Below are 25,042 nucleotides of genomic sequence, written 5' to 3'. Positions count from 1 at the left end.
ATGAGTCAGCCTACTATAAATCATTCCCACTTTAGGTCAGTTGGCAGGATTTTTTTGATTTCTTCAAAATATGCCACTTTTTGGTTTTCTGTCATCCAAATATGGGCAATCCCACGATCTTCACGACTTCGAATTAATCGACCTAATCCTTGCCGTAAACGGAGGAGCATATAAGGGGTATCAATTTCTTTTAATGGATTTACGACATGTTTTCGTTTCGCTTGAAATACTGGATCATGAGGTGGAAATGGTAAAGATGAAATAATTACTTGTGTTAGCGCCTCACCTGGCACATCCAGACCTTCCCATAAGTGATATGCACAAAGCACTGTAGATTGATTTTGCTGGAAATGTTGCACTGAAAGACTGATTTCTTGATCTCCTTCATAGACGATCTCAAAATCCCATGTTCGTTGATCTGCCCATTTGCGAAAACGATTCATTTCCTCCACTGATGTAAACAGTATAAGAGAGTGTCCGGCGTTATTTTCTAAAGAATTCCCGATATGCTTCCACTTCATGTGTTCATTGAGTTCAATATGACCTTTCAATTTCATTTGTACATCATAATCAAATGGTGATGCAACAGTAAATGAAGTATAGTTCGTTATACCGAGACTATTAGTAATGTACGAAAAATCACCATTCTTTGACAACGTTGCTGATGAAAATATAAATGGGATACCTTGTGAAAACACATCTTTCTTCAAAACATCTTCGACTAGACGAGGCATAATTACAAATGATGTTTCAAGTTTATTTTCCTCTAGCCAGAATATACCTTCGTCTTCTTTTAATAATATATTTAGTCCGTATGAGAAAAACTCTAAATATTCTTCAATTATTTTCACGTGATAATCTTCAAGTGTAAATAATTCAGAGTCAAACACAAGTTGTTCTAATAATTCTTGTACATAATGATCTATTCTCCGTGCTAAGTCCAGCATCATTTTTGAACGAGGGACATCAAGTCGGGTAGATCCTTCAACTAAATTAGCCGAAGCTCTTAAAATGTCAAACCATTCGTCATGTAATGCTAATATCTCTTCGATTAAAACAAGTGATTCTTCCCGAACATTTTGATTCATGTATGCCGTTAATACCGTTGTTAAAGTTTCAGAGTGGAAACGGTAAGTTAAAGCTTTTTGAGCAGCGAATTCGAGTAAGTGTCCCTCATCAAAAACAACACAACTTGCTTCAGGTAATAAAGGAAGCTGTCCTTCACGCTTTCTAGATTCTTTTGTCCATACATGCTCCATGTAAAAATCATGTGAGCAAATAATTAAATCGGTTGCTTCACGATAATGATTACGTTGAAGTGTTTGACCGCAACGATGACGCCACTCACAGGTTGAACATTGTTGTAACGGATCCCATGCAACCTGTTCCCATTTTTGATTCGATACCCAAGGATATTGTTTGCGATCGCCGTAACGCTCAAATACAGTCATTGAAGAGCTCGTATCATAAACGAAGCTTGGTATGTCTTCATGGACACGCAATAAGTCTTCATCTTCTGTTTGATTTGCAAGAATATCTAATTTCTTTATACAGACGTACTGCTCACGTGCTTTAGCTAAACGAACATCGACTGTAAGGCCGAGAGCTTTTTCAAGCTTTTCTATATCGCCCCCCTTTTTAACTAACTGTTCGATTAGTGTTTCATCTGCACAAGAAATGATAGCTGGCTTTCTCATATAACGTGCGTAGCAAATCGAATATAATAAATAGACGAATGTTTTCCCTGTCCCTACCCCCGCTTCAGCAAAACTTACACTTTTGTTCTTAAATGCTTGTTCAACTTGAAAGGCCATATAAATTTGTTCATCACGTAACTCATACCCATGACCAGGTAAGATATCATAAAATACATCACCAACATAATCTCCTAGACGATCAAAAAATCGTTCAGTTTTTGAAACTGTAAAAGGAAGGGATTGTGTCATTCTAATTCTCCGTTCTATCTGTGTAATATTATGTACCGAACATACTGTTACGGTTTTCGTATCATATTTAGGAGCATCTACTATTACGGTTAAGCTTTATTTCATATTTGTATATATATTTTTATCACCTTACACAGGCAATCTAATACTTACTGTTGTCCCTGCGCCTTCTTCACTATCAATCGTAATAGTACCTTTATGCTCTTCAATAATTTTGAAACAAACCATTAGTCCTAAACCCGTACCATGTTCTTTACTAGAATAAAAAGGTTCACCTAATTTTTGGATTTTATTTTTAGGAATTCCGTAACCTTGGTCACTAATTTCAATAATGACATAAGGATTTTCATTTTTCATTTTAATTTGAAGTGTTCCGCCATTGGGCATTGCCTCAATGGCATTTTTTAATACATTGATTAACACCTGTTTAATCTTATGCTCATTACAGAAGATTGAAGGTGTGTTTTCATCAATTGTACTTTTGATTTCTATTTGATTTAGTAATGCTTCAGTTTCAATGATTGCCAGTGTATTTTTTAATATAAGAGTTGGGTCTTTTTCTAAAAAATAATTTGCTTGTGGTTTAGCTAAGGATAAAAATTCTGTTACGATCACTTCAATTCGCTCTAATTCAGATAACATTAAATCGGTGTATTCTTTTTCGATCCGATCTCTAAATAATTGAATAAATCCTTTGATTGATGTTAATGGGTTACGAATTTCATGGGCAACTGCTGCAGAAAGCTGACCAATAACAGACAGTTTATCCGATCTTTTTAATAGTTCGTCTGTTCGTTTTCGATCGCTTATATCACGAGAAACAGATATAAATCCAATAACTTGACCTGTTTCATCTTGTAAAGGTGAATAAGTAATACTAACATCAATAAGCGTCCCATCTTTTTTCTGTCTTTTCGTCTCAAGACCGATAATATCTTTACCTTCTTTTATTTCGGAAATAATCTGCTTCATTTCCTCAGTTAATTCTTCTGGGAGGACAGGGAACTTTTTATCGACTATTTCTTCTATTTTCCAACCATAGATATTTTCAATCGCAGGGTTCACATGTAGAAGTTTTCCCTCTAATGAAAATGTACCAATACAGTCTGCACTATTATGAATTAAAGATTCTAGAAATTCCTTTGTCTGTTTAAGTTTTTCTTCTGATTTTGTTTTTTCAGTTATATCCTCGATAATTCCGTAAACTCCAATAACACTTCCTTGTACAATAATTGGTACATTTGTAACTTTTAAATAAACTTTATTACCTGTTTTATGTTTGACATTAATTTCATAACTTTGAGAGTCACCATTCAATGATTTCTCGAAGTAATTTCTTACACGATCTATATCTTCTGGTGCAACAAATTGGTGACATTTTTGTGCGAGCTCACTGAACGAATAACCTAGTAACTTTTCAAGAGCACGATTACAGCTTGTCACCTTTCCTGTCAAACCCATAATGCAAATGCCGTTTGGATTATGGTCAAATAAAGATTTGAATTTTTGTTCATTCCGCTCTAATAATTGTTCTGTTTTCTTTCTTTCGGTTATCTCTCGCCCGATTACTACTAATCCCTTAGGCAATATATGATCATCCGAAAAAGGAACTTTAATAATATCAAATACTTCTTCTTCGCCGTTTAGTTGCGGAAGAATTAATTCTCTTCGGATAGGTGTACCAAATTGTAGCGCTAATTGATCAGTTTCATCGACTTGGAAAAGAAAATCATTATATTGTTGATATATTGGATCTGTTTCATTGAAATGATTGTCTTTAAAATATGAAATTTTTTCTCTAGCGGTTTGATTTCCTTCTATCCAGCGACCTTGATCATCTTTAAATACAATAAGGTCTGGTATTAAATCCATGACAAATTTAAATCGCTCTTCTGTTTCACGTATTAACCTATTTTCAGTATTTCTTCGTTCGATGGCTAGTCCTATCAAATTAGCGCACGTCTCAATCATTTCCAATTCAAGAGTTGTTGGCGTTGATGGATAAGGATGATAAATAGCGAAAGATCCAACAACCTTATTATCTATTAAAATAGGGATAGACCAACACGAACGAAGTCCGAATGATAAAGTATGCTCTGCTAAGTCCTCCCATAGTCTGTCAGTAGAAATATCTGAAACAATTACTAGTTCTTTACGATACATCGCTGCCCCACAAGACCCTTTTTCAGTAATTTCAACACCATAATAACGTTGATAATATTCTTTAGGAAGACTTGGGGCAATTATATTTTTGGTTCTATTATTATTATCTAATAAGAAAATAGAGCAATACGCTTCTCTAACAAAATGGTCTTCAACCATTTTAGATATTCGGTGTAATACTTTATGTATAGATTTAGGCTTAACAATCATATTAAGCAATTCTTGATTTAGCTTTAGTAATGAATCCCGTTGAATTTGCTTCGTAATATCTTCTACACTAATTAAAAAATACGTATCATTTTTATCTGAAAATAATCGACAATGCAATTTTAACCAATGTTTATGTACGGTCATCAATTCAAGCATAAGTGTAGTAGAATCAATGGATTGTCTTAAATACTTTAAAGAATTATATAGATAATCCTGATAATTATCGTCAACTATATCAAAAAAAGAAGCTCCTATTAAGCTCTCATCCTTATGTATTAAGCTATTAATTACTTCATTGCTATATACAATTATCCCATCTTTAGATAAAGCAATCATAGGAATTGGACTCTGACTACAAATGTATTTTATATTGTGATGCACTACTTCTAGATGATTCATAAGAATAACTCCTCCATCCTTACCTAAAAATGTTCATACATCTTACAGAACATTTATAGTTTAATTATATAGGTATTCTCTAAAAAAATCCTTAGTTTAACAATAAAACATTGTGTATATATGTTTTTAATTAATGACTAGTTTCCTTGTTCAAGAGTCGTTTTACCCTAATATGAGCAGAATTGATGTGACAATAATTCTAACAAATAAATCTAAGCCGAACCTCAAAGTATTAAGAGGTCCGGCTTGTTTTAATTGAAGATAAGATTTATAAATTTCGAGGATGTCTAGCTACAGCGCCCAGCGTCTAGTGGACTTCGCTCTCCTCATTACGATAAGTTAACATCAGATCGCTTACACTCTCTGTGTTGCCTTTATCTCATACGGAGGGCTCCAGTCCATACGCCGCTGAACGGGCGCTTCCGCTTTTCTTGTCTAGTTTCAGGTGTCATCGGCTCGAGGTCGCTTCGGTCCATCAAACTTTTCTTATTAACTATTAATTATTTAATCCCCATTTTCGAATGGCAACAGCTACGCCGTCCTCTAAATTTGAAGTTGTTACCCAATCCGCGCATTCTTTTACATGGTTCTGGGCATTTCCCATCGCAACGCCAACTCCTGCTTCCTTGATCATCGCTAAATCATTTAGACTGTCTCCCATCGCTAAAACATTGTCCATCGTAATTCCTAATCGAATGCACACTTTTTCAATCGCTCTTGCTTTATTTACACCTGAAGCATTGATTTCAATATTTGTAGGACTTGAATTACTAATTTCAAGTGCTTCGTTCTCTGTTAATTCATCTAAAATCAATTGTCGCACTTCATCATCTTTAACATCAAAACCGAATTTCATCCATTCATGTGCAGAAAAATCATCCGGAAACTCTTCTTTCCATACATTCCCTACTGAAGCAGCCCAACAGAACGTATTATGTTGTTGTTTTAACCCCCACATTTGTTTAATATGCTCTACTTCAAGTAATTGTCTTTCAATTAAATTTCCATTTTCATCCCAAATTTCACTTCCATTTACAGTAATTAAATAAGATCGAAGGGAAAGAGATTTTACAAGGTCATCACAAGTCATTCTCGTACGTCCAGTACTAATGACAACATGAATTCCTCGTTCCTCCGCTTCTTTTATCGCTTTACGATTTTCCGCTGAAATTTCATTACGATCATTTAGTAATGTCCCATCCATGTCAATCGCTATTAATTTAATGTTTTTTTTATTTTGTTTTTTCATTTCCATCCTATCATCTCCAAGCATATTTTGATTTATTTCTATTCTAACAGATTTTTTTGGAATAATTTACTTTCAACGTTTCGTATAAGCAATTATAGAACTTTGGGTATGATAATAAAAAGACGGCAGTTTACTCATTCACCAGTTATGATTTGCTGTGTTTTCATTTAGGAGGATTTTATTATGAGAAGGATATTGCCAGGTTCAATATTGTCTTATAGTCAGTATGGTCATGTGAAAATTCCTAAAGAGGTGAAATGCAAATGTCCAGAATGCAGTAAAACCGCACGTTTCTCATTGAAAGCGGACTATCAAGCGAACCGAACAGGTTTGTTCTCTAAAGGAAATTGCCCAGAGTGTAAATCACTGTCTTCTTTCGTGATTATGCTATCTGATTACTTAGAGAAAACGAATGAGGAAGTTGAAGTTTATATTTATGATCCGAAAACTCCATTTGCTCAAGTAGAAAACCACTCAAACATTCCTGAAGATCTTATTCGTGCCTATCGTTCTGCGTTAAATGTTTATCAGTCAAAAGATCCATCAGCAACAGCTGTATTATCGAAACGAGTTCTTGAAAGTGTTGTGAAAAGTTTTCTTGGTGAAAAGGTCAAAGGTCAATCTCTTTCAGAACAACTAGAGCATTTACCAAAGCACCTTGACCTAAATAAGCCGATTTTATCCTTAACAAATCTCATCCATCCTGAAAGCCAATTTCATCAAATTCTTGAATTAGAACGAGACCTTGATGAAGATATGGCAAGATTGTTAATCGAACTATTGGAAGGACTAATCGAATATTTATATATTCTACCATTGAAAATTGAAACAACACACGATCGAATTCAACAACAACTCCACTAAATTAAAGTCCTCTATACAAATGATATATTTACTTACATATAGAAGCTAACTTTTAATTCGAGTTGGTTTCTTTTTATTTGGCTCTTTTCTCAGAGATTGTTGCTTTTAGCTTTTGGACCGTAAGCCAAGCGGATGCTTGGCTCTTCACGCATAGCGTGAAGGTTTTGAAAATAAAATAGCCGTTCAGACAAATGAATTTGTCTTGAAAAGGCTATTTTATTTTCAAAAAACGGTCCAAAAGCAACAAAGTTTACGAAAACAGCCTTTTATTTTTACCTTAATTTGATGTAATTTAAAAATTCCCACTAGGAAACAATATTCCTCTCTTGCAGGGATTTGTTATAATAAAAGAGGTCAAAATCGTCATTTAGACTAATCCTTATGACAGATTTGCTTGTTGATTTGGTAAAGAAAAGAGGAAAATACGATTGAAAAAGTTCAAAAAATTTTATTTGGAAATTACGAGTGTTTGTAACCTCGCATGCAGCTTTTGCCCTCCCACTGAAAGACAAAAACAGTTTATTTCAGTAGAAGATTTTTCAAAACGGTTGGATCAAATTAAGCCTTATACCGACTATATATATTTACATGTAAAAGGAGAGCCGCTACTTCACCCTAAAATAGACCAGTTATTAGACATCAGTCATGAAAAAGGCTTTAAAGTTAATATTACAACGAATGGGACATTACTTCGAAAAGCAAAGCATAAAATTATGAACAAGCCTGCATTAAGGCAAATGAATTTTTCACTGCATAGCTTTGATGGACACGAAGGCTCTACTGATAAAGAAGGATACGTAGGAACCATCTTAGACTTTATTAAGGAAGCAACGAGCCAATCGAGCCTAATCGTCTCCCTTAGGCTGTGGAATTTAACCGAGGACAATCTTTCTAATTTGCAAAAGATGCGTAATCGTGAAGTGCTCCAAATCATAGAGCAAGAATTTAACCTTGATTATAAGATCGAAGAAAAAGTGGTGCCTGGCACCGGAGTGAAAATTGCAGAGCGAATTTACTTAAACCAGGATATTGAGTTTAAATGGCCGAGCTTGCATGAAGAAGAAGATGACGGAAAAGGTTTTTGTCACGGGCTCAGAAATCAAGCAGGGATATTAGCAAATGGAACGGTTATTCCTTGCTGTCTTGATGGTGAAGGGATTATAAATTTAGGTAATATTAATGACAAGCCTTTCTCAGAAATTATTGAAGGAGAACGTGCTAATCAATTATATGATGGTTTTTCTAGACGAGAAGCAGTAGAAGAATTATGTAGAAAGTGTGGGTACCGTAAACGATTTGGTACGTAAATTTTAAGTAAATATGGAAATACTAAACGTGGAGTAAGTCTCTTCGTCATCAGTAAAACCAATTAGGATCGTAGCAACTGTACCAAAAAATATAATAAATAATGCTGCAGGATTTAATAATACTAGTAAACTTGGTCCTTTAAAAATTAAACCTAATAAAATAGAAGTGATACCTAATAGGATGCCAATAATTGATGTCTTATCAATCATTGTCATTTAGATAATCTTCACTTTTTCTTACACCAATGACATACTTTTTTGCAAGAGGTGGAAAATTTTTAAACTTTTTCTCTAACAAAATAGAAATTAAAGGTTTTAATCCTCCTCTTGAAAAGTCTGTATCTTTTTGGTGTTGAGCCGTTTAATAATTTTGATTGAATGTTTTTTGCTAGATTGATTTCCCTCTGTAATGTTTTATCTATGTTTTCAGAATTTTTTAAAATGAGTAACAGTTAATCCACCGTAGTACATCAAACTACCTCCCCTTGTACCGTCTCTAGAATCTGGTAGATTCCAATCGTTTCAAAAACTTGGTGTGTTAGCTCATTGATCCCTTGAAGTTTAAGTATAAACTTTTTCTCTTGTGATAAATGAATGGCATTCAGAATCGCTCGCTCCTATACCTTTCAATATCCAATCCTTTTCGGTAACCCGGCTACCATAGTTAGTACTTTAGGCCCGTAGTTTTGCGTCCTTATTTTTCAATAAGTTTGCTATTATCGTTAGGTTAATTTTTTCTTAATTTTATATCGTAAATTTCATTATAGTATTAAGTGGTAAGTTATCCCTATCATTTTATGGTTTAAATGATTTGTCTAAGCTTTAATCGGTCATACTTTCTTTTTACACTAGTGAGGGAGCGACCTAACTTTTTTGCTATTTCATGCATTGAAATACCTTTTGAAATCAAATTCTGTAATTTAATTTCTTCAATTGTACTCCACTGTTTATAGTTTATTTTTTTCACATTTTTTCTTTCATCCATCACCCAGTCTGGTTCAGGAACAATCGACTGATATTCTATTTTTGAAAAATCTACTTTTTCACGGTTTTGATACGCCCAACTCCAGAAATCACTAGTGTTTATAAGGTGAAATTTCTTTTTAGATCTTGTTGTTTTTTTGATGGATTTTAGACCGTGTTCAGTAATCCAACGTCTAATGGTTGATCGATCCACTTGAAGCAAATCTTCTAACTCACACGTTGTCAGTAACCCCGTTTGCTCTTTCGTATTAGATATTCCAAGTCTTTTCATCTTACAAAGAATGGAGTGTTCGCTTCTGTTTAACTTTTGAGCGATCGTAGTAAGTTTAATTGTTCCTACATTTTCCAACAAAAAATAAATTTCTTCTTCCGTCCAATTTTTTCGCTTCATAATAACCACCCGTAATTTAATGTAATAGTATAAACTTTAATATATACAAAAATGCCCACCAAAAAGATTGGTGGACATTTGGTTTTGTAACAAAATCAACCTGGTCATACCAACCTTTTCGGTAACCTGACGACCATAGAGTAAACTCCTTAGGCCAATGGTTTTGCGTCCCCAGCTTTTACAAAGGTTTGCCGTTATCGAAGGTCATAATCCATTTATATAATTATAGAATTTTTTATAAAAATTCGTATTATGAAAATATTTAATATATCATCATCGATTTTGAGCAGTCTACACCGCTATTATCCAAACTGTTTTGTTTCACTACGATAGGTAAAGTCACTTCAACGGTCGTACCTATGTTTTCTGCACTTTGCACACAAATCGTCCCGTTATGTTGCCATATTATCCGGTAACTCAACATTAAACCTAAGCCAATCCCCTTTTCTTTTATACAGTAAAAAGGTTCCCCTAGTTTTTTTAAGCGATCTTCACTCATACCAATGCCATTATCAATAACTTTTATTTTTAAGTTGGAATCTTTTATATTCACATAAAGTTTTATAGTTCCTTGATTTGAAATTGCTTCTATACTATTCGTAAGTAAATTCATAAAAACTTGTTTCATTTGAACAGGATCACAATTAATTAGTGGAATATCTTCATCAACTTCTAGGTGGATTTCTATACTTTTTGAATATAGATTCGTTTGTATTAATGTAACCACATTTTCTAATAATTTAGGTATGTTGACTCGTTTTTGTTGAATAATTTGTGGTTTAGCAATGTCGAGAAACCCATTAATTATCCCTTCCATATCATTGCAAGAAGAATGAATTACATCAAAATATTCTGGTTTTATTATCCCTTGTTCTAACAGATGGACATACCCTTTAATCGAAGTAATAGGATTTCTTATTTCATGAGCTATCCCTGCAGCTAATTCACTTACTACTTCTAACTTTTCTGCCTTTCTGATCATTTCATCAGTTCGCCTTTTTTCTGTAATATCTCTTCCGATAATGACTATTCTTTTTATATCCCCATCCTTACTCGTTATAGGTGATAATGAACATTCAAGTAGGACCCAATGCCCTTTTTCATGTAAATAACGGAACTCAAGTGAGCTTGCTTTTTTGTTTTGAACGACAAGCTTGAATGTTTCTTTTATCAAAGGTTGATCATCAGGGTGAATATGTTCGAAAACACTATTTTCCTCAAAGTATCGAAGTTTATGTCCTAAAACATTAGTATGGGATGGCGATACATACCTTGTATTTCCGTTTACATCTAAAACTCTTATTAATTCAGTCATGTTTTTTGCAATTAATTGGAAATGGTCTTCCATTTCATTTATTGGTTCATCTGAATGTTGAAGTGTCAGCCCTTGCTGTAGACGAACCGTATTTTCAAGTTCTTTTCTTGCCATTAGTAATAATTCATCCGCCCATAGACGCTCACTAACTTCGTGTGATATCCCGATGGTTTTTACGGTTTGTTTAATTTCATGTATTGACTTTTCTAACTCGTTAGCTGGTACTGGTTTACTAAAAAGAAAGCCTTGTCCTTCATTGCAAAGATGCTGTTGTAGAAATACGAGTTGTTCTTTTGTTTCTATTCCTTCTGCAACGACGTTTAGATTTAAGTTATGCGCCATAGATATAATTGTTTTTACAATCGTTTTGTCACTGGAATTATTGGAAAGCTCTCGTACAAAAGATTGGTCAATCTTTAATGTATCTACAGGGAATTCTTTTAAATAATTAAGAGAGCTAAACCCTGTTCCAAAGTCGTCAATACTAATTTTTACACCAAGCTCTTTAAGATCATTTAATGTTTTGATCGATTGTTCTATATTGGCCGTCATACTTTCTGTAATTTCTAACTCTAAAAATTGTGGCTTTAGTCCTGACTCTTCAAGAGCTGATTGTATCGATTGAACCAAACTTAATTGAGTAAACTGCCTCGCTGATAAATTGACTGAAACTACGGTTGTAAACCCTTTTGAATGCCATATTTTATTTTGCTGACAAGCCGTTTTGACGGCCCATACTCCAATCGGAATGATTAACCCTGTTTCTTCAGCAAGAGGTATAAAATTGCCAGGAGAAACCATCCCCCATTCAGGGTGGTTCCACCGAATTAACGCTTCAACACCTACGATTTCACCTGTTTGTAAATTAATCTTTGGTTGGTAGTGTAATGTTAACTCATCCCGCTCCACCGCACGATGAAGTTCCATTTCCATTTTTAATGGATTAAGGAGGTTACTGCTTTTTGATGGCGAGTAAAAATGGTATCTATTTTTTCCATTTCTCTTTGCTTGGTACATCGCAAAGTCAGCATTACGTAAAATTTGATCTACAGAGTTTCCATCTTCAGGAACCATCGTAATTCCGATACTAGGCGAAGTAAAGATTTCAATATGATTCATCGTAAATGGTTGAGCTAAGGAAGATAATATACGCTCAGAAACGATGGAAGCGACTTCTCTGTTGGCATCGGTTAGAATGATAATAAATTCATCTCCGCCTTGACGAAATAAAGTCCCTTTGCCATCAATAGTCTCTTTCAAACGATTCGATACTGCTTTTAATAAAAGATCACCTGCATGATGTCCTATACTGTCATTAACTACTTTAAATCGGTCAAGGTCAATGAGGAGAACTGCTAGATTGTTATTTAAGTCCATCGATTTTTCGATTTCTTCTGACAAACTAGTTTCTAGCATGAACCGGTTCGGTAATCCTGTTAAGTAATCATGATATGCCATGCGATAAATTTCTTGCTCATAAGATTTTCTTTCGGAAATATCACGATAGTTAACAACGATTCTATTAACCCTGTCATCCATTAATAAATTCGTAACATAGACTTCGCAAAATATTAAATTTCCATCAGCTTTTTTAATTCTTAATTCTGTTTTTTCTGTCAGGTTTCCAGATTTTAATACTTTATCAAATATATCTTGGGCTTTTTTTAAGTCGTTTTTATATACAATATCGAAACCGTTAGTACCCATTAAAGTATTTGGTTCATACCCTAATAATTTCTTAACGGAAGAACTTTGATATTTAATGATTCCTTTATCGTCTAATACACCAATAACGTCTGATGAATGTTGGATTAGAGATTCAAACCAGATCTCACTATCTTTTAAGGCCATTTCAAGATGTTTTTTATCTGTGATATCCTTAGCTGCTCCATATACCCCTAATATTTTTCCGTTAACATTTGCTGGTACGAACGTTGCATTAACATAACGAATATTTCCACTTTTATGTAAAACACGGAATTCTTTATCTTGGATTTTACCTTTCAGTGCATGCTGAAAATACTTATTGACATCAAATAGGTCTTCTGAGTGTATAAAATTTCTAAAGTGAGAATATAAAAGATGATCTTTTGAAATACCCGTTAATGTTTCTAATCCTTCGTTACAATCCATAAATTCACCACTTAAATTTATAAGAAAGAGACCATCTGGAAAGTTTGCATATAAATCTTTGTACAGTTCATTTTTATTCATGTATTCTAATTTGTTATTTTTTCTTTTGGATAATAACCTTTTCATATGATCACCCCTAATGTTTTTTATATTTGACTCTTTTCTCAAAGATTGTTGCTTTTAGCTTTTGGACCGTAAGCCAAGCGGATGCTTGGCTCTTCACGCATAGCGTGAAGGTTTTGAAAATAAAATAGCCGTTCAGACAAATGAATTTGTCTTGAAAAGCCTATTTTATTTTCAAAAAACGGTCCAAAAGCAACAAAGTTTACGAAAACAGCCTTATATTTAGAATTAATTCCTATTATTGGATTCTTTCGGTAGTTGTTCTTAGTGGCGACCAGTTAAATAGATCTGTGTTTCAGTTGGTTTTATATAATGGTAGGTCAAGCCACCTTTCACCATACGTTTATCTACTATGTTTACTTGTATCAACATTTCCAGTTCAAGATTCCATTTTTCCTCTATATTAAGGAGGATCCACCTGCCTTTAGTCAGATCAGTATTTCTTAAGAGTAATACGATATAAGGTTGGAGATAATGTAAACTTTCATTGTTCATCATTTTTTGATTACCTTTCCATTTATTAATTTCAAAATTAGTATTGTTTTTTGAAAAATATTTTCTAGTTGTTTTGATATATGTATTTTCTAATAATATGGTAATTACGTATATCACCACGAGCTCTTATTTTTATTTGCACAGTAATAATGATATAGGACAATACTCCTTACAACGAAAAACGACAAAAAAAGATACCTAAGGATTTAGGTATCTTCGAATTAATTTATAAACACTTAAACACTGTTAATATAGGAAAAATAGTGTAAAAAATAAGGTTAACTTAATGTCTATATTAATAATGATCAGGTACTAGTCATCTAAATATAATAGGAGTGTATTCCTATTTAAAGTCATAATTTATTAATATAAAAATGTGTCTTATTAATTAGGAGGAGAATATCCGAGTTGATAAACTTTTGCAATTGCCTGAGCACGGTCAGAAACTTCTAACTTTTGCAAAATCTTAGTGATGTGATTTTTAACTGTATGCTCACTAATAAATAAATTAGCGGCAATTTCGCGGTTGTTGTAGCCTTTTAAGATATGGTTTAATACGTCAACTTCTCTAGAAGATAAATTCAGTTCTTTTTTTAATAGACCTTCACTATTTTGATTTTTTTGTTTTTGACTCGTTATTAATTGACCATTATCGAATGATATTTCTGTTTCGACAATGGAATGTTGGTTGATATAGGAAACAAATTTTGTTCTTAGATCCTCATTCACATTTGACATTACTTTTATAGTATCTATATTTTCGTTTTGAGTTACATAATGATAAAGCAGTCCTAAAATTTCACTATCTCTTCTATTTGCCTTTTGATTTTGTAAGACGTTTTGACATTCAACTAAGATCGATAGCATTTCTTGATCATTTATATATTTTTCTATAAATTCAATATTATAACAAACTAAACGGCATACTTTCTTTAACGATGTATATTCCTCTTCATTTATGAAGCCTGTAAAGTCTTTAACAAGGCTTTCAATTTTAATGGATTCCATATGTTTTTCTTTATTAAGGTGGTTCATAACATCTTGCAATAACTGAATAGCATCTTCATCAGAATTTTCTTTGTTATTATTTTGACAAAGATGAAATGAGATACTACCTGCTACTGACAATGTGGATAGGAAAGCTTTATATTTATCTGGGTCATTTTTCGGATATAAACCAACACATAACATACCATATAAACGATTTTTATATAGTAACGGAAATTCCATCACATCCGTTCCCCAGTTCGTTTTATTTTGAAATGGCTGCTTTAAATTGGTCTCATTAGTCGAATTTGAAAATGCTCGAATGGCTACATCATAACAATAATCATTGATTTCATTTTTTACTAGCCCTCTCGACACTATATCGACTTTAGATTGATTAATATTAGGTTTAAAAACGATACAAGTAAATGGGCCTCTAGTAATATTAATACTAATATCAACAAGGATGTAAAGTACCCTTTTCATATCTTTGACCGTTGTAATTACACGGAAAATCTCATTAAATGTTGATAATTCCATTAAGTGGTTTTGTAAATCATGTTTTATATTATTAGACGTTAATAATGTATTTAATATAGATGAATAAACTTTAAAAGATTCTAAAACGTTTTCATTCTTAATTTCAACGTTCGAACTTCCCCCGAATAATATCCCTGTTACACGATCTCCTCCATATATCGGTACACAAAATAAGCTTTTCGGGTCAAGATCGTTACTTTTAAAAAAGTGTGTACGTGGGTCATTTTGGACATTTTGCCAAAATTGAAATTGCTCGGTCGCGATGGTATGACCGAGAAAGCCTTCTCCTATTAAGAAGGCATGCCCTTTTAATTTGTCAGTATGATCTCCGTGAATCGTTTCAATTACATATTGGTCACTTTTATCTTCGATCGCTAATCCAATAAAATCGATATCACGATGTAACTTAAATAATTCTTCTATAAATGAACATGTAGTGGCTGTACCAGTCCGAACAGATTCTAAACTTTGATGTATAAAAGATGCTTTTTGATTATTGTATTGCTTTTCGGTTTGGTGTGTTAAGTAGGTTCTAACGACTTGAGATAATTTTTGAATGATGTCCATCTTAGCTTTTATTTCTGTTTCTGAAAGTTCAGGTGTTAATTCAAGCGCTTCAAAAATTTCATCTGCGTTTTTATAGTTATTCTTTATATATTGTCTTACAAGAGTCCTTGTTGAATCTCGAATTAATGCCCCTGCAAAGACATAGTAAGTCGTTTGTCCATTTACTTGAATTGGGGAAACAATTACCTTAAGCCCAATATGATTAACATAAACTGACGGATTTCGTATGGCAGCAAGAGGCTGTATACGACTTTGGTACAATTCTTTTGTGATCCATTTTTCGAAAGCGATTTTCGTTAAAGGGGTAATACCAGATGGGTTTGTTACTTCATTTCCTTCTAAATCTGTGATGACAATTGTTAATTCAGACAATGTAGCATATGCATCTTGTACATCTTGAAGAAATGTTAAATTTCCTTCCATTTTTCCTCCTCGTGTAAGTCCATAAGTTCTGGCTGAATATAACGATAAATGGCTTGATCTCCTGTACCAATGACTTCTAAGATCATATTTTCTACTAATTGGTTTAAAACTGAATTTAAGTCTTCAATATTTCTTCCGAGTCGAATCGCGAGACCATTAACGGTTTCAAATGTATACGGATTTTCTTGAAAGAACATTGTTAATTCCACTTGCAATGGACTAAAATGAATAGATTCCATTTAATAACGCTCCTCCTATATTAACCGAATGAAAGGGTTCGATTGGATGTTCTCCACAAGTAAAGGTTGAGACATATTTCCTTGCGGGGACTTCTTCAATTGGAAATATTGATAGTTACCATCTACCCATGTTTGGAATACACCATTACAAGTTCTTTCAAGGAAACTTGCTGTTTCTGCCCCAATTTCTGTAAAATTACTTAAAGCAAGCAAACTAGCTCCTGCGGATGTGATAAAAGCAACTTCTTCCGTAAAATACGTTTTTACAAAGTCTTTTCCTCTTTGCGATACAATCGTATTTAGGTCATGAAAAACAAACCATTTTTCCCCTCGCTCAGCACCTCGTAATACAATGGCATCCACTTTTTCACGTATCGTTTGTTTATATTCTTCATTACCCATTTGGTTCACTTTTATTACAGCAGATTCATATGCTTCGGGTATGGGACGATCATAATGTTCAATAAAATATATCTTTTCTTGCTTTACAACTTTTTCAAGGTCAACACCGTATAAATGATATATATGTTCTAGTTCCAAGAGATTCATTAAATTTGATAAAATAAGAACGACTTTTTCACCAGATTTAATTCGACTGGTTATGATAGAAGCAACAAAATATTTATAATTAGCTTTACTATTCGTATCAAGAATAAATGCCGTGCCGCTTGGAATGCCGCCTAATAATAATCGGTCTAAGGATGAAATTCCTGTTGAGATATTTGTTTGATTTTCAGTGACGACCGTATCTTCAAACATGGAAAGGGCAGGAACTAAGTGTATCCCTTCATTAGTAATTCGATAAATATGTTCCCCTTCCTTTATTTTACACCCACGCATTTTTAAAACTTCTAACGTTCTTTTACGATAAATTGTTTGATGGTCTTGAAGAGAAAGTTTAATAACACCATCAACAACATAACTAACGAAAGGAATTTCTTCTCGAATGATAGATGTTTGTTCATGAATTAACAAGGAAGTTAATGAATATTTCCGTAAAATATTTCTTAATGTATAAACTGCTTTTCTTTTTTCTACTTGGTCTTCAATACCAAAATGCAACAAATTCAAACTATCGATCACAACTCGCTTACAATTGAGTTCTTTAATGATTTGTTCAAATAGTCCATTAGGTTGTTTCATTTGTTCAAGAAGTACTTCGGGTGACATGCAAATGACACGTAATTTATTTTCTTTCTCTAGTTGTTTCAAATCCCAGCCAAATGTAGTCAATTCTTTATAAATTTGATCTGGAAATTCTTCAAAGGTAATATAAATTCCAGATTCGATGTTATTTATTGCACCATTATATAAAAATTGCATACCTAAAATTGTTTTACCTGTACCTGGTGCACCATCTAATAATATAGAAGAGCCAACAGGAAAGCCGCCAGATAAAATAAAGTCTAGCCCTTCTATTCCAGTTGTTGTATATGAGTTCATTTTGAAAAAACACCCCTAATTTTTAGTTGACCTTATTTATTATGTCAAAAGAAGTATATTCTTTATAGATGTTCGACAAAAAAAGACAAACTCTTTTGATATTGATGGAACGATTCTACCTTATATTATCATAGATGATAGGTAAAAGAGTAGTTTTATAATTTGAAAGCAATACTAGTTTTTCTGCTGTGATTCCTGTTAGTTTAATTTGTTCAATTCTAGATTGAATACTTTCATAGTAACCACTTCTCTAATTTACAAATTATATTATCAAGATTACTTCACACATCAATATCATTTTTAAAGTCGCTCTTTAGCATATTTCTTTAATTCATCAATAATCACTTGTTCCATTCCTAATGATAAAAACCGTATCCCATATAAATTTCCTTGAAATTCTGTTTTTTTCCAAACCACTTCTCCAACTAAAATTAATAAATCAGATGTTAGTGTAAAAGTAAATTCTAACGCTTCTCCGATTTTTATTTCATATGTATACGCTCCATCACTTAGTTGCAATCCGTTTGGGCTAATATTGATAATCTTTCCAGCGATTACTACAGATTTTGTTTCGATTCCCTTTTCCTTTTTAATTACACGATATTCACAATCTAGCGGTTTACCAAAATCATAACGAAACGCTTCGTTACGTTTGAATCTTTTTCCTCCCATTAAATAAATCATCCCCCTCTTCTCTCTAAAAAAGATCGATAGTTTTACTTCGTCTATTTGATTATGAATAGCCTAATTATACCCTTCTTTTAAATAGTATAAAGAAAAAATTTAACAAATTTTGATAATTATAGTAATGGTTGCTTATCATTCATTCACCTGAGTTTATCTATCATATCGATTTTATTAATGATAAAATATCAATAAAAGCTCTAAAGGGGACAAATACTTTGTTGAACTCGATGATCAAGTCAAAAAAGAATGTACTCTTATATTTAATGGTTACTTTATTACCAGCAATTGTTATCAGTTATAGCTTATCTATAGAGAAAATAGAAAAATACGATAATACATATATGAGTACGGCCCAAACATACGCAAATTATCACGCAAACCATATTGATGGATTTATCCGTGAAACCGTTAGTAGGCTCGATATGTTAGCTACACTAATTGAAATTAACCCTTATGACTTAAGTAGTGTAGAGGAAGTTCTCAAGAGGACACATGAAAAAGATGTAAGGTTCTCTGGCTTTTATTGGGCCAATCCACAAGGTGACTTATTAATAGGTACGAATGAACTTACCTCACCAGTAAATGTCTTTGATCGTGATTACTTCCAAAAAGCGATAAAATCAGGAAGCTATACGATTTCACCAGCACATATCGGTCGGGTTACCGGGAGATTTATTGTTACAATAGCAACTCCTGTCAATAAAAGTAGTGAAGTTAATGGAGTATTACTAGCTAGTTTGAGAATAGACAAAATAGAAGAATTTGTACTCAATCAGGTCGAAGATGAAACTATAATTGTAATGGATGATACTGGACAAACGATTATGCAAACACATTCTTCACCTATTGATGAAAGTTCGTATCATTATTCGTATGATATTGAAAGTGTACCTTGGTCCATTCACGCTCACGTTCAACCGCAAGAAAATAACCTTTTCTTTCAAGTGTTTCTAACAAACTTTGGTCTTTTACTTATACTTACTCATATTTTATTTCTTGTCATCCAATATTTTTTACTTAAAAAACAGGTTAAAATGGAGAAAAAACAAAATGAATTACAAAAGCTAGAATTAGTTGAAAACCTAGCAGCAAGTACAGCACACGAAATTAGAAATCCCCTAACTGGAATTAAAGGGTTAATTCAACTTCTAAGTGAGAAATATACTGATCAAAAAGATCAACTTTATTTTACGATCATACAAGAAGAAGTCAAACGTATTAACTCGATTGTGAGTGAACTATTGTTATTAGGAAAACCAACAGCTCATACATTAAAAAAGTGCTGTGTAAATGACATTATTAAAGAAATAGAACCAATTATAAAGTCCGAAGCCAATTTTAAAAGTGTTCATTTATGTATCCATTATTCTAATGAAGAACTACCTATCCTTTGTGTCAAGGATCATCTTAAACAGGTCATTCTGAATTTACTAAAAAACGCTTTAGAGGCTGTAAATAGTGGTGGAAAAGTTATCATTTACTTAGAACAGCATCAAAACGAATGTATAATTAAAGTTATTGATAATGGTATAGGAATGTCTCAAGACGTATTAAAGAAAGTATTTAATCCATTTTTCACAATGAAGGAAACAGGTACAGGTTTAGGACTAGTCGTTTGTAAACGAATTGTAGAAGCGTACGGTGGGAAAATAAAAATTCAAAGTACCGTTGGACAAGGCACAGAAGTAAAACTGAACATTCCTTTAGCTATAAAAGATAGTTAATGCAAGACAAAAGCACTCTTACTACATCATGACGATAAGTAGAGGTGCTTTTGTCTTTGTTCGATATTTAGTTATACTCCCTTATACATGTTAATTAGAATATTCCCCATTTATAGGGCCAATTTGTTTAACTTTAGAATTTCGATATTCACTTGGTGTTAACCCCTCTAATTTCTTAAAAACTTTAACAAAATATTTGTCATTTTGATAGCCTACCGCTTCAGCCACTTCATAAATTTTCAAGTACGGGTTTTCTAATAATTCCTTTGCTCTTTTGATTCGTGTAGTAGTTATGAAGTCAGTAATCGTTTCTTTCTTCTCTTGTTTAAACTTTCTTGAGATGTATTCTCTGCTTAAGAAAAAACGATCGGCAATATCTTGAAGCTTTAAATCTTTTTGGTAGTTACTCTTAATATAATCCTCGATCATCTGCATAGTATTTTTTTCCTTTTGAAACTTAGCTTCGTAGACTAGATGAATTAGCTCGTGAAATTCACGTTGCTTTTCTTTTTTGAAGTCTTCTATCGAAAAACAACCTTGTGTATTCCAATATTGAATACCTTTATATAGATTACTTTTATTATTAATTTCATATTCTTTTAACCAATGTTCTTTTAACATTTCAAATTGTGTCTCCCAAAGTTGAAGTTGTTCGAAAGGGAAATATTTATTATTTTCAAAAGTTTGAAAGACTTCATCTAACATACGATCTATTTGTTCAGTACTTCCACTTTGTATAGCCCATTTAATTCTCTCAGAATAATCAAATAGATGGACTAAACAATCTAAGTGGTCTTTTTTAGACAATATAGATTGACCCATATTCATTTGCAAAAGGTTTTGCTTCAGGAGTTCGGTGGTTGCAAATTCGTAGGCTTGAAGAAACTGATGTGAAGATTGGCCCATTGCTATCATACATTGAAAACCGGTTGTTTCCAACAGCTGCCTTGTTAATAGTTGGAGTTCTTTTTTTTCATTTTCACAATGCCAAAAAAGAATCGTCAGTTCATCCTCTTTGTTAATGTTGCGAAAAGCTACCCCTTTTTGGCATCCAGGAGTTTGTAGTACATCGTTACAAATAGAAATTAATGTAGAAAATGCATGATTAGTATTTCCTTCATATTTTTTATTAATAATTCCATTCATAGGTAGTAAAGCAAACGTAAACATTTCAAAGGAAACATCAATTTGATATTCTTTTTCGATTTGTTTAATCGCTCGCTTTGATAATCTTGGTTGATTTAAACAACTAGATAAAAGGTGATCCCAAATCACTTGATCATTTTCTTTATGAGATATTCGTTGGTCATTTTCTTGATGCCACTGTTTCATTGCACGTGACAACGTATCATTTAAATCTGTCGGGTTGATCGGTTTTAATAAATAATCAAAACTCCCGTAGGTAATAGCATTCTTTGTGTATTTGAAGTCGTCATATCCACTAATAACAATCGTCTTTGAATTTAGCTCGACTGAAGCTATCCATTTTAACAAATCTATCCCATCGCATCTAGGCATATTCATGTCAGTAAATATAATCTCCGGTTCATATTTCGTTATTAATTGCATCGCTTCAGCCCCGTCAGATGCTTCTAATATCGTAGTAATCCCAAAGCTTTCCCAATCGGCTAAAAGGCGTAGTCCTTCACGAACATGCATTTCATCATCAACTAAAATTGCTTTCATGGTTTACCTCCATCTCTATTGGTATTTTTATAATAACAAGGAAGCCTCCTTGTTCTAGATTTTTAAGCTCCAACGTTGATTTATCCGAATAATAGAGTTTTAAACGAGTGTAAACATTTTTTAAGCCGATACTTGACTCACCTTTCCCGTTATTGTGATCTGCATTTAAATGCTGTAGGATCTCATGAAGCTTTTGCTCTGTAACACCTTTCCCATTATCCCTTATTTGAATGAGTAACATTGAATCGATCTTTTTACACTTAATTCTTATTTGTCCGATTCCTTCTCGAACATCAAAGCCATGTTTAAAATAATTTTCAATAATTGGTTGTAAAAGCATCTTTGGTACGCTAATATCAAGAGCACTTTCCTCAATGTCAAGACAATAATCTAACTCTTCTCCAAAACGTTGTTTTTGTAGTAATAAATAAGACTTCGTATAATTGATCTCTTTATGGAGTGGTACGATATCTTCATCCATATTCATGCTATATCTCATAATTTGTGAGAGGTCGGTAAGAGATGTATAGATCTCAGGCACTTGTCGTTTTAGTGCCAATGTACCGATCGATTGCAACGTGTTATATAGGAAATGAGGGTTGATTTGAGAATACAACACCTTTAATTGATTTGTTTTATTTTCTAATTGCAGTTTATATTCTCGATTAATTAATTGATTAATTTTATTTATCATCTGCTTAAAACGATCACCTAAAATACCAATTTCGTCATTACCGAGTGATTGGAACTGTGCTTTCATATTTCCCTTTTCAATTTCACGTATATTTTGCATCAGGACAGTAATTGGTGAAGTAATTTTATAGGAAACAAAAAATGTAGCGAATATAACGAGTGTTAAACCAATAATCCCAAAGATTATATTAATTATAGCAACCCCGTAAGCACTTTCATAAAGTGATGTAAATGGAATTCGTTTAACAAGTATCAATCCCCCTGTTGAATCAGACGTTGTATCGTATATCATTACACCGTGAAAAGATTCATCCTTCCATTCAATCGTTCCACTTTCTGTACCAGATTCAAGAATTTCATGCATCCATTGATTTTCATCTTTATTCACTAATTTACGAGATTGGTAGATAAATTGACCTTCTCTAGTAAGAACATAAAAGTCTTCCAATCCATGGTGATATAGGTTTTTACTAAGTTCATCAACTTTATCGGTTCTGATTTGGATTGAAATATAAGCTAAAATATCATCTGCTGGTACATCTCTAAATACTCGGTGAAGTGTAACTTCCTTTGATCCATTCGTCGATTCGATATAGAGGTTAGTTGGGTCTTCTTGTGCTTTTAAATACGCTTTTACTAATCTATCATCCACATGTTCGGAATAAACAATGGTAGATCGTTTCGAAACAGAGATTAGCTTTGGATCTTTTTCCATCAAAATGGAAACTTTATTTATATTTTGATCACTATATAATAATGAATTGAGTACATAATGAACAACACCCGTTGACATATAATTACTAACATCATTTTGCTTTTTCAAATAGTTCAAGAACTCTGCGTTATTATAAAAGGAAAGTGTGAAATTATTTAGTTCCCTTATATACGTTTCGATATTAATTTTTCCTTGAAATAATAGATTAACATTTTCTTGAACCGACTGATTTTTTAAAGATTCCTTCGTGTAGAAAAACGTAACGATAATTGATGTTCCAAAAGGAATGATTGTAATTAATAATAATAAAACAATCAGTTTATTTCTAATGCTACTTTTTAACAATGCTTTTCCTCCTGACTTGAACTGAACAATACCATAATCAAAGTATAGAGAAAAAGCACATCTACGTATAGACATGCTTTTGAAATAATATAATCCTAGTAAAAGTTAATTAGTTATTTTTTTAAATTATCCCATGTTGCTTGGAATTTTTCTAGCACTTGATCATACGTAATTTGACCTGCTGCATATTCTTGAATAGCTGCAGCGAAATCTTTATTTGCTCCATCTGGCCACCTGAACCAAGTCCAAGGAATTGTTTTATTTGCAACAGAATATTCTAAAATAGATTCTCCTAATGCACCTAAGCCTGCTGGTTCAATGTTATCAAATGCTGGGATGAACGCAAATTCTTCTGTCATGTAACGTTGACCTGTTTCAGAAGAAACCATCCAATCTAATAAAAGTTTTGCTTCTTCTATGTGCTCTGAATTTTTGTTGATTGCCCAGTTATTTGGTACACCTACAGCTAGACGATCAACACTAGCATCATCATTAATTGCTATTGGTAGGAATGCCATGTTCATGTCTGGATTAATCTCATAAATCATATTCTCAGTCCAGTTCCCTTGTTGGAGCATTGCTGCTTCACCCGTTGCAAATAATGTAACTTGTGTATTGTAATCTGTTGTTAGCGGATTAGCATTTCCATATTTTAGTTCCATATCAACAACTTGTTGGAATTCTTTAAATCGCTCGTTTCCAATAAACGAATCAGAGCCATCAGATAATCCTTCAATAAAAGCTACAGGATCTTCTTGCTGAGCAAAGCCGATGTTTAACAAATGTTGTCCAATAACCCACCACTCAGCATATCCGGCAGAAAATGCTGTAATTCCATTTGCCTCTAATTTTTCAGCAGCAGCCAATAATTCAGAAAATTTAGAAGGCGGTTCTGTAATTCCTGCTTGTTCGAATAGATCTTTGTTATAAATAAAGCCATAACCCTCTAAGTTTACTGGCATACCATATAACTTTCCATCTTCATCCGTCATTGGTACTTTTCCAATTGGTAGAACATGTTCTACCCAAGGTTGGTCGCTTAGATCTTCTAAATGCTCCTTCCAAAGTCCTAATTCTGTAAATCCACCATTGTTAAAGATATCTGGAGCTTCTCCTGATGCAAATTTTGCTTTAAGAGCTGCACCGTAGTCAGCACCGCCACCAACCGTTTCAAGTTTTACCTTAATATTTGGATGCTCAGCTTCAAACTCCTTTAACATTTCTTGCAATTGATCAGCAATTTCGACTTTAAATTGGAACATGTTTAATGTTACTACTTCTTCTGTCGTCGATTCGTTGTTCTCCTCAGTCGTATTGCTTTCCTCATTCGATGAACAACCTGCTGCAACTCCAGCGATTAACATTAACGACATACAAACTGAAAATAGTCGTTTCATTCGCAATGACCTCCTTC

The 25,042-nt window shown here is 33.1% G+C and carries 16 protein-coding genes and 2 riboswitches; of the genes, 3 read left to right on the top strand and 13 right to left on the bottom strand.

Annotated elements, in window-relative coordinates; all coding sequences use genetic code 11:
* Positions 1–20 precede the first annotated feature (20 nt).
* The 3 genes from J0N78_RS20080 to J0N78_RS20070 form a co-directional block, all read right to left on the bottom strand.
* Positions 21–1,946, bottom strand: coding sequence for an ATP-dependent DNA helicase (locus tag J0N78_RS20080; protein ID WP_209124910.1), 1,926 nt, complete (start codon positions 1,944–1,946; stop codon positions 21–23).
* Between the two features lie 129 nt (positions 1,947–2,075).
* The gene (locus J0N78_RS20075; RefSeq protein ID WP_209124909.1) at positions 2,076–4,718 is read right to left on the bottom strand and encodes a PAS domain S-box protein; all 2,643 of its coding nucleotides are present in this window, start codon (positions 4,716–4,718) and stop codon (positions 2,076–2,078) included.
* A 496-nt stretch (positions 4,719–5,214) separates the two neighbouring features.
* Entirely contained in the window at positions 5,215–5,967 is a 753-nt protein-coding gene (locus tag J0N78_RS20070) for a Cof-type HAD-IIB family hydrolase (protein WP_374193944.1), read from the bottom strand.
* 183 nt (positions 5,968–6,150) lie between these two features.
* Between J0N78_RS20070 and J0N78_RS20065 the strand changes: the two genes are divergently transcribed.
* Positions 6,151–6,831, top strand: a complete 681-nt coding sequence (locus tag J0N78_RS20065; RefSeq protein WP_209124908.1) for a hypothetical protein — start codon at positions 6,151–6,153, stop codon at positions 6,829–6,831.
* 428 nt (positions 6,832–7,259) lie between these two features.
* Entirely contained in the window at positions 7,260–8,138 is an 879-nt protein-coding gene (locus J0N78_RS20060) for a radical SAM/SPASM domain-containing protein (RefSeq protein WP_209124907.1), read from the top strand.
* 3 nt (positions 8,139–8,141) lie between these two features.
* Here J0N78_RS20060 and J0N78_RS20055 read toward each other — a convergent pair whose 3' ends face one another.
* From J0N78_RS20055 to J0N78_RS20025, 7 genes are all read right to left on the bottom strand, one after another.
* The gene (locus J0N78_RS20055) at positions 8,142–8,354 is read right to left on the bottom strand and encodes a MotA/TolQ/ExbB proton channel family protein (RefSeq protein ID WP_209124906.1); all 213 of its coding nucleotides are present in this window, start codon (positions 8,352–8,354) and stop codon (positions 8,142–8,144) included.
* Between the two features lie 426 nt (positions 8,355–8,780).
* Positions 8,781–8,863, bottom strand: a riboswitch (cyclic di-GMP riboswitch).
* A gap of 77 nt (positions 8,864–8,940) precedes the next feature.
* Positions 8,941–9,513, bottom strand: coding sequence for a helix-turn-helix domain-containing protein (locus J0N78_RS20050; RefSeq protein ID WP_209124905.1), 573 nt, complete (start codon positions 9,511–9,513; stop codon positions 8,941–8,943).
* Positions 9,514–9,630: 117 nt separating this feature from the next.
* Positions 9,631–9,716, bottom strand: a riboswitch (cyclic di-GMP riboswitch).
* A 59-nt stretch (positions 9,717–9,775) separates the two neighbouring features.
* Positions 9,776–13,087, bottom strand: a complete 3,312-nt coding sequence (locus tag J0N78_RS20045) for an EAL domain-containing protein (RefSeq protein ID WP_209124904.1) — start codon at positions 13,085–13,087, stop codon at positions 9,776–9,778.
* An 876-nt stretch (positions 13,088–13,963) separates the two neighbouring features.
* Positions 13,964–16,096, bottom strand: coding sequence for a LuxR C-terminal-related transcriptional regulator (locus J0N78_RS20040; RefSeq protein ID WP_209124903.1), 2,133 nt, complete (start codon positions 16,094–16,096; stop codon positions 13,964–13,966).
* Positions 16,081–16,335, bottom strand: coding sequence for a hypothetical protein (locus J0N78_RS20035; RefSeq protein ID WP_209124902.1), 255 nt, complete (start codon positions 16,333–16,335; stop codon positions 16,081–16,083). The genes J0N78_RS20040 and J0N78_RS20035 overlap by 16 nt, the downstream gene beginning before the upstream one ends.
* Positions 16,336–16,350: 15 nt before the next feature.
* Positions 16,351–17,778 carry an ATPase domain-containing protein gene (locus J0N78_RS20030; protein WP_209124901.1) on the bottom strand — a complete coding sequence of 476 codons (1,428 nt, stop codon included), beginning with the start codon at positions 17,776–17,778 and terminating at the stop codon, positions 16,351–16,353.
* A gap of 300 nt (positions 17,779–18,078) precedes the next feature.
* A complete protein-coding gene (locus tag J0N78_RS20025) occupies positions 18,079–18,450 on the bottom strand; it encodes a PilZ domain-containing protein (RefSeq protein WP_209124900.1) in 372 nt (123 codons plus the stop codon).
* Between the two features lie 230 nt (positions 18,451–18,680).
* Here J0N78_RS20025 and J0N78_RS20020 point away from each other — a divergent pair, with 230 nt between their 5' ends.
* On the top strand, positions 18,681–20,189 hold the full coding sequence (locus tag J0N78_RS20020; RefSeq protein WP_209124899.1) for an ATP-binding protein: 1,509 nt from the start codon (positions 18,681–18,683) through the stop codon (positions 20,187–20,189).
* Positions 20,190–20,279: 90 nt separating this feature from the next.
* Here the strand turns inward: J0N78_RS20020 and J0N78_RS20015 are convergent, their stop codons facing one another.
* From J0N78_RS20015 to J0N78_RS20005, 3 genes are all read right to left on the bottom strand, one after another.
* Entirely contained in the window at positions 20,280–21,875 is a 1,596-nt protein-coding gene (locus J0N78_RS20015) for a response regulator transcription factor (RefSeq protein WP_209124898.1), read from the bottom strand.
* Complete coding sequence (locus J0N78_RS20010) at positions 21,856–23,628, bottom strand: sensor histidine kinase (protein ID WP_209124897.1); 1,773 nt, start codon at positions 23,626–23,628, stop codon at positions 21,856–21,858. Before J0N78_RS20010 ends, J0N78_RS20015 begins: the two co-directional genes overlap by 20 nt.
* 113 nt (positions 23,629–23,741) lie before the next feature.
* The gene (locus J0N78_RS20005; protein ID WP_209124896.1) at positions 23,742–25,025 is read right to left on the bottom strand and encodes an ABC transporter substrate-binding protein; all 1,284 of its coding nucleotides are present in this window, start codon (positions 25,023–25,025) and stop codon (positions 23,742–23,744) included.
* Positions 25,026–25,042: the final 17 nt, after the last annotated feature.

Origin of the sequence: Alkalihalobacillus sp. BA299, assembly GCF_017745675.1 — a bacterium.
In the GTDB taxonomy this organism is placed as follows: domain Bacteria; phylum Bacillota; class Bacilli; order Bacillales; family Bacillaceae_F; genus Alkalihalobacterium.
This window is presented reverse-complemented; position numbering and strand designations above follow the sequence as displayed.

Bases quoted from the DNA above. Each gene is read 5' to 3' on its own strand.
- J0N78_RS20080 (WP_209124910.1), bottom strand. From the start codon at position 1,946: ATGACACAATCCCTTCCTTTTACAGTTTCAAAAACTGAACGATTTTTT.
- J0N78_RS20075 (WP_209124909.1), bottom strand. From the start codon at position 4,718: ATGAATCATCTAGAAGTAGTGCATCACAATATAAAATACATTTGTAGT.
- J0N78_RS20070 (WP_374193944.1), bottom strand. From the start codon at position 5,967: ATGAAAAAACAAAATAAAAAAAACATTAAATTAATAGCGATTGACATG.
- J0N78_RS20065 (WP_209124908.1), top strand. From the start codon at position 6,151: ATGAGAAGGATATTGCCAGGTTCAATATTGTCTTATAGTCAGTATGGT.
- J0N78_RS20055 (WP_209124906.1), bottom strand. From the start codon at position 8,354: ATGACAATGATTGATAAGACATCAATTATTGGCATCCTATTAGGTATC.
- J0N78_RS20050 (WP_209124905.1), bottom strand. From the start codon at position 9,513: ATGAAGCGAAAAAATTGGACGGAAGAAGAAATTTATTTTTTGTTGGAA.
- J0N78_RS20045 (WP_209124904.1), bottom strand. From the start codon at position 13,087: ATGAAAAGGTTATTATCCAAAAGAAAAAATAACAAATTAGAATACATG.
- J0N78_RS20040 (WP_209124903.1), bottom strand. From the start codon at position 16,096: ATGGAAGGAAATTTAACATTTCTTCAAGATGTACAAGATGCATATGCT.
- J0N78_RS20035 (WP_209124902.1), bottom strand. From the start codon at position 16,335: ATGGAATCTATTCATTTTAGTCCATTGCAAGTGGAATTAACAATGTTC.
- J0N78_RS20030 (WP_209124901.1), bottom strand. From the start codon at position 17,778: ATGAACTCATATACAACAACTGGAATAGAAGGGCTAGACTTTATTTTA.
- J0N78_RS20025 (WP_209124900.1), bottom strand. From the start codon at position 18,450: ATGGGAGGAAAAAGATTCAAACGTAACGAAGCGTTTCGTTATGATTTT.
- J0N78_RS20015 (WP_209124898.1), bottom strand. From the start codon at position 21,875: ATGAAAGCAATTTTAGTTGATGATGAAATGCATGTTCGTGAAGGACTA.
- J0N78_RS20005 (WP_209124896.1), bottom strand. From the start codon at position 25,025: ATGAAACGACTATTTTCAGTTTGTATGTCGTTAATGTTAATCGCTGGA.